The 6,100-nt window shown below is 57.6% G+C and carries 5 protein-coding genes and 2 pseudogenes; 4 read left to right on the top strand and 3 right to left on the bottom strand.

Features of this window, described 5'->3' with window-relative positions:
* The 3 genes and pseudogenes from KHQ28_RS27730 to KHQ28_RS27725 all read left to right on the top strand — a co-directional run.
* On the top strand, positions 1 to 427 hold a 427-nt coding region (locus KHQ28_RS27730; protein WP_211777772.1), incomplete at its 5' end, for a M48 family metalloprotease.
* A gap of 33 nt (positions 428 to 460) precedes the next feature.
* Positions 461 to 544: pseudogene (locus tag KHQ28_RS29410) on the top strand (hypothetical protein); the annotation flags it as partial.
* A gap of 44 nt (positions 545 to 588) precedes the next feature.
* Positions 589 to 834 (top strand): annotated as a pseudogene (locus KHQ28_RS27725) (OprD family outer membrane porin); the annotation flags it as partial.
* 53 nt (positions 835 to 887) lie between these two features.
* Here KHQ28_RS27725 and speB read toward each other — a convergent pair.
* From speB to yqgB, 3 genes are all read right to left on the bottom strand, one after another.
* On the bottom strand, positions 888 to 1,808 hold the full coding sequence (speB, locus tag KHQ28_RS27720) for an agmatinase (protein WP_002916572.1): 921 nt from the start codon (positions 1,806 to 1,808) through the stop codon (positions 888 to 890).
* A 233-nt stretch (positions 1,809 to 2,041) separates the two neighbouring features.
* Positions 2,042 to 4,018, bottom strand: coding sequence for a biosynthetic arginine decarboxylase (gene speA, locus KHQ28_RS27715; RefSeq protein ID WP_004149805.1), 1,977 nt, complete (start codon positions 4,016 to 4,018; stop codon positions 2,042 to 2,044).
* An 8-nt stretch (positions 4,019 to 4,026) separates the two neighbouring features.
* Positions 4,027 to 4,158 (bottom strand): acid stress response protein YqgB, encoded by a 132-nt coding sequence (yqgB, locus tag KHQ28_RS27710; protein WP_002916578.1) that lies wholly within the window; start codon positions 4,156 to 4,158, stop codon positions 4,027 to 4,029.
* A 701-nt stretch (positions 4,159 to 4,859) separates the two neighbouring features.
* Between yqgB and metK the strand changes: the two genes are divergently transcribed.
* Positions 4,860 to 6,014: a methionine adenosyltransferase gene (gene metK, locus KHQ28_RS27700; protein WP_004149807.1), complete on the top strand. Its 1,155-nt coding sequence runs from the start codon at positions 4,860 to 4,862 to the stop codon at positions 6,012 to 6,014.
* The last annotated feature ends 86 nt before the right edge of the window (positions 6,015 to 6,100 follow it).

The following is a 6,100-nucleotide window of genomic DNA, read 5'->3' as shown; positions in this document are numbered from 1 at the left end:
TCATGGAGACGAAGAACTTCGGATGAACGATAATGAAGTCGAGGCGGTGATCGGCCACGAAATGGGCCACGTCGCGCTGGGCCACGTGAAGAAAGGCATGCAGGTCGCCCTGGGTACCAACGCCGTGCGTGCGGCGGCGGCCTCCGCGGGCGGTATCGTCGGTAGCCTGTCGCAGTCTCAGTTGGGCGATCTGGGCGAAAAACTGGTGAACTCGCAGTTCTCCCAGCGTCAGGAATCGGAAGCGGATGACTACTCTTACGACCTGCTGCGTAAGCGCGGTATCAATCCGTCGGGACTGGCCACCAGCTTCGAGAAACTGGCCAAGCTGGAAGCCGGCCGTCAGAGCTCCATGTTTGACGATCACCCGGCCTCAGAAGCGCGTGCCCAGCATATTCGCGATCGCATGAAGGCCGACGGGATTAAATAATCATCAGCGGGAGGCGCTAGCGCCTCCTCACCAATCTTTGCCAGCCAACAATCAAATAGCCAGGGCTTTATTGAAGACAGCCACTTGGAACTCTTTTTACGTAACGCTTATACCCGTCATACTTCAAGCTGCATGTGCGTTGGCAATAACTCGGCCTATCCCTGGGCCTCGCCCCTACGGGGCCAGCGCAAGCGCTGTTCAAAACGGCTAGCCGTTTTGTCCGGCAACTCGAAATATTTAGGGTATATACCAAACGTGATTATCGCGATGGGTTGCCGGATAAAGCCGAATGGGGCCAGGGGATTATCGCCACCTTCGAATCGGGCTTTACCCAGGGACCGGTCGGCTTCGGTGTGGACTGTTTCGCCCAGTATGCGGTGCGCCTTGACGGCGGTCGCGGGCCCAGCGGTCGGCGCCTTGATTAACCCCCTGTACCGTACGGCACAGGGGGTTACCGGGGTTATTCGCCCTTTTTCGCCGCCTGGATGTACAGCATCTCCAGCGCCAGGGTCGCCGCCGCCAGAGCGGTAATTTCGGACTGATCGTAGGCCGGGGCGACTTCCACCACGTCCATCCCGACGATGTTCAGGTCCTTCAGGCCGCGCACCAGCTTGATCGCGCGGTCGGAGGTCAGCCCACCGATAACCGGGGTACCGGTGCCTGGCGCAAACGCCGGATCCAGACAGTCGATATCAAAGGTCAGGTACACCGGCATGTCGCCGACGATCTGCTTCACCTGGGCAATCACGTCATCAACGCTGCGGTCGTTAACCTGGCCGGCATCCAGTACCGTAAAGCCATTGTCTTTGTCGAACTCGGTGCGGATCCCGATCTGTACGGAGTGGTTCGGATCGATAAGCCCTTCGTTCGGCGCGGTATAGAACATGGTGCCGTGGTCGAACTCGCAGCCGTTGGCGTAGGTATCGGTGTGAGCATCGAAGTGCACCAACGCCATTTTACCAAAGTGCTTGGCATGGGCGCGCAGCAGCGGCAGGGTAACGAAGTGGTCGCCGCCAAAGGAGAGCATACGTTTGCCGGCCGCCAGCAGCTTCTCGGCGTGAGCCTGCAGCTTCTCGCTCATTTCGCGCGCGTCGCCGAAGGCGTACACCAGATCCCCGCAGTCCACCACGTTCAGGCGCTCGCGCATATCGAAGTTCCACGGGAAACGGTTGTGCTCCCAGGCAAGGTTAGTAGAAACCTGACGGATCGCCGCCGGGCCATGACGGCCGCCCGCGCGCCCGGAGGTCGCCATATCGAACGGCACGCCGGTGATGACCCAGTCCGCATCGCTTTCATACGGCATAAAGTTCATTGGCAAACGCAGAAAGCCAAAGGCATTGGATACCAGGGAGTTATCGTATTGATGACCTAAAGTGCTCATGGATATGACCTCTTTTGACAGTCGTGGAACGTAAAAAATAAGTATAAAAAAACCCCTCCGCGTCGTTAGGCCCGACGAGGAAGGGTTTGATAGATAAATCGCTTATTGGCGTGAATTATCGCCGGTAATGCATACGGGTTCAAGTGAGTATCGCATGCTGCCGGATGACGGCTTCGCCTTATCCGGCCGACATACGCAGGCCCGGTCAGCGCAGCGCCACCGGGCATCAGCAGCTACTCGTCTTCCAGATAAGTATAGCCGTACAGTCCCGCCTCGAACTCCTCGAGGAACTGCTGCTGCAGCGCGTCGTCCAGACCGGTATTTTTCACCTGATCGCGGAACTGGGTCAGCAGCGTGTTCGGATCCAGCTGCACATACTGCAGCATATCCGCCACGGTATCGCCCTCGTCGGACAGCTCAACCTCAACGCTGCCGTCAGGGAAGACGAACACGTCCACCGCCTCGGTATCGCCGAACAGGTTATGCATGTTGCCGAGGATCTCCTGATAGGCGCCAACCATGAAGAAGCCCAGCATCGGCGGGTTCTCCGGGTCGTATTCCGGCATCGGCATGGTGGTGGCGATCCCGTCGCCGTCCACGTAGTGATCGATGGCGCCATCGGAATCGCAGGTGATGTCCAGCAGCACCGCGCGGCGCTCCGGCGACTTGTTCAGCCCTTCCAGCGGCATCACCGGGAACAGCTGATCGATCCCCCAGGCATCCGGCATCGATTGGAACAACGAGAAGTTGACGTAGATTTTATCCGCCATTCGCTCCTGCAGCTCATCGATGATGGGACGATGGGCGCGGTTGCTCGGGTCGAGCTGCTTCTGCACCTCATGGCACATGTTCAGATACAGCTGTTCCGCCCACGCGCGCTCCTGCAGGTTGAAGGTGCCTGAGGAGTAGCCGATGTGGATATCGTGCAGGTCCATCTGGCTGTCGTGCAGCCATTCGCGCAGCGAGCGGCGGTTGCCGGTCTCGTGCATCTCCAGCCAGGTTTCCCACATGCTCTGCAGCGGACGCGCAGCGTCTTCCGCCGGCGGGGTCGCCTCGGTGTATTCGTTACGCTCAACGCCGATGATGTTGGAAACCAGCACGGTATGGTGCGCGGTCACCGCGCGGCCGGACTCGGTGATCACCGTCGGGTGCGGCAGGCCATTCTCTTCGCAGGCATCGCCGATCGCCCAGATGATATTGTTGGCGTATTCGTTCAGACCGTAGTTCACCGAGCAATCGGACTGCGAGCGGGTGCCTTCATAGTCCACGCCCAGGCCGCCGCCGACGTCGAAGCACTGAATATTGACGCCCAGCTTATGCAGTTCGACGTAGAAACGCGCCGATTCACGCACGCCGGTGGCGATATCGCGAATGTTAGCCATCTGCGAACCGAGGTGGAAGTGCAGCAGTTGCAGGCTCTCAAGATGGCCTGCCTCGCGCAGAATTTCGACCAGTTGCAGCACCTGGGTCGCTGCGAGGCCGAACTTGGACTTCTCGCCGCCGGAGGACTGCCATTTACCGGAGCCCTGCGAGGCCAGACGCGCACGTACGCCAAGGCGCGGCACCACGTTCAGGCGCTCGGCCTCTTCCAGTACGATAGCGATCTCGGACATCTTCTCAATGACCAGATAGACCTTGTGGCCCATCTTCTCGCCCACCAGCGCCAGACGGATATATTCGCGGTCTTTATAACCATTACAGACGATGACGCTGCGGGTCATCCCGGCGTGCGCCAGCACGGCCATCAGTTCCGCTTTCGAACCGGCTTCCAGGCCCAGCGGCTCTCCGGAATGGATCAGCGATTCAATCACGCGACGGTGCTGGTTAACCTTGATCGGGTAGACGAGGAAGTAATCGCCGTTATAGCCATACGATTCACGCGCGCGTTTGAAGGCGGCGTTGATCGAGCGCAGGCGGTGCTGCAGGATCTGCGGGAAGCAGAACAGCGCCGGCAAGCGCTGCCCTTGCGCTTCACGCGCTTTGACTAATTCCGCGAGGTCAACGCGCGCTTCCGGGACGTCCGGATCCGGGCAAACGCTGATGTGGCCCAGTTCGTTGACGTCATAATAGTTATTGCCCCACCAGGCAATATTATAAGTACGCAGCATCTTGCTGGCTTCCTGGGAGCTCATCGCTACCTCCTGCATGGAACGTAGTACACCGTGTTCGCCTGCTGACGAAGGCGAAACCATAGACATGTCGTCAGACATAGCGAACCTCAATTTTTAATAATAAGTGTAAGACAGTTAACTACTATCGCAGTCCAAAGATGCGATAACAACCCATGAACAGTCCTAAAGCCCAGCACTATCTGCTGGTTTTGCGACTGCGCGACCGGTTTCTTATTCATATCATCGTAAAACACGTAGCCGAACAGAGTATGACAGTCCGGAGAAACCACGAGAAAACTCTTGCCAGGCAAGAGCGCCCTTGTTCAGTTTTCTGACGGCCGACCGGCCCTGGAATCCTGAGAAGCGCCGAGATGGGGTGAACATCGGCTGGTTTGCATGAGAGAGATGCAGGTTGCGGAGTGCTGACGCGCGACAGAACGACGCGACGAATCAAACGAAAAACATTGGTTCATTATCTGGTATCACCTCCACACCGCCCTGCGACAGGGTCGGCGACAAGCCAAAGCTATACATACCGGGCAACAGGCGCTACGCCGCTGCGAGATTCTGTAAATACAGACTGCTTAACCCGGCTGGAAGTGGCACCACAGGGCCATGCCCCGTGCGCTTTTTTAATGAGCCGCGCGCGGCGTTTTATACCGAGAAGCGGGGTAAAAAGCAAAATAAAAATGTGCCTGTTTGCGCGGTTGTCAGGAAATTTTGCCAGGCGGGTTTTCCCATAAATGCGACCGCCATCAAAAAAGGCTGGAAATGGGCTCAAGATTTGACCTAAAATGGCCGTCCAGAAGTTAATCCGTCTATACTGATTAACACTCAGACTGCTCGTGTCGCTACCTGCGCGGCTTTGCGCTGATTATCCACCAAAGCCACATTACACAACAGTATGAGCTATCCGAATCGTCCACAGGTGAAATAAAATATGGCAAAACACCTTTTTACGTCTGAGTCCGTATCAGAAGGGCATCCTGACAAAATTGCTGACCAAATCTCCGATGCCGTGCTGGATGCGATCCTCGAGCAGGATCCGAAAGCGCGTGTCGCATGTGAAACCTATGTCAAAACCGGCATGGTGCTGGTAGGCGGCGAAATCACCACCAGCGCATGGGTTGATATCGAAGAGATCACCCGCAACACCGTCCGCGAAATTGGCTACGTGCATTCCGATATGGGCTTTGACGCCAACTCGTGCGCCGTACTGAGCGCCATTGGCAAACAGTCTCCGGACATTAACCAGGGCGTTGACCGTGCCGATCCGCTGGAACAGGGCGCCGGCGACCAGGGGCTGATGTTTGGCTACGCCACTAACGAAACCGACGTGCTGATGCCGGCGCCGGTGACTTACGCTCACCGTCTGGTGCAGCGTCAGGCTGAAGTGCGTAAAAACGGCACCCTGCCGTGGCTGCGCCCGGATGCGAAAAGCCAGGTGACCTTCCAGTATGACGACGGCAAAATCGTCGGCATCGACGCGGTCGTTCTGTCGACTCAGCACGCGGAAGATATCGATCAGAAATCCCTGCAGGAAGCAGTGATGGAAGAGATCATCAAGCCGATTCTGCCGACCGAATGGCTCAACGCGTCCACCAAATTCTTCATCAACCCGACCGGCCGTTTCGTTATTGGCGGCCCGATGGGCGACTGCGGTCTGACCGGTCGTAAGATCATCGTTGATACCTACGGCGGCATGGCTCGCCACGGCGGCGGCGCGTTCTCCGGTAAAGATCCATCTAAAGTTGACCGTTCCGCAGCCTACGCGGCGCGCTATGTGGCGAAGAACATCGTTGCCGCAGGCCTGGCCGATCGTTGCGAAATTCAGGTTTCCTACGCTATCGGCGTTGCAGAACCGACGTCCATCATGGTGGAAACCTTTGGCACCGAGAAAGTGCCTTCTGAACAGCTGACCCTGCTGGTGCGTGAGTTCTTCGACCTGCGTCCATACGGTCTGATTCAGATGCTGGATCTGCTGCACCCGATCTACAAAGAAACCGCAGCCTACGGTCACTTTGGTCGCGAACATTTCCCATGGGAAAAAACCGACAAAGCGGCGCTGCTGCGGGAAGCGGCCGGTCTGAAATAATCTCCGCGCTTCCTCTCTTCAAGGCCAGCCTCGCGCTGGCCTTTTTATTTACGCCTGCCCCCCCCTTTTCTGCGCCCCCATTTCAA

This window comes from Klebsiella sp. 28 (assembly GCF_018223905.1).
Taxonomy (GTDB): Bacteria; Pseudomonadota; Gammaproteobacteria; order Enterobacterales; family Enterobacteriaceae; genus Klebsiella; species Klebsiella pneumoniae.
The sequence above is the reverse complement of the archived record's forward strand: the minus strand, read 5'-3'. Positions and strand labels throughout refer to the sequence as shown.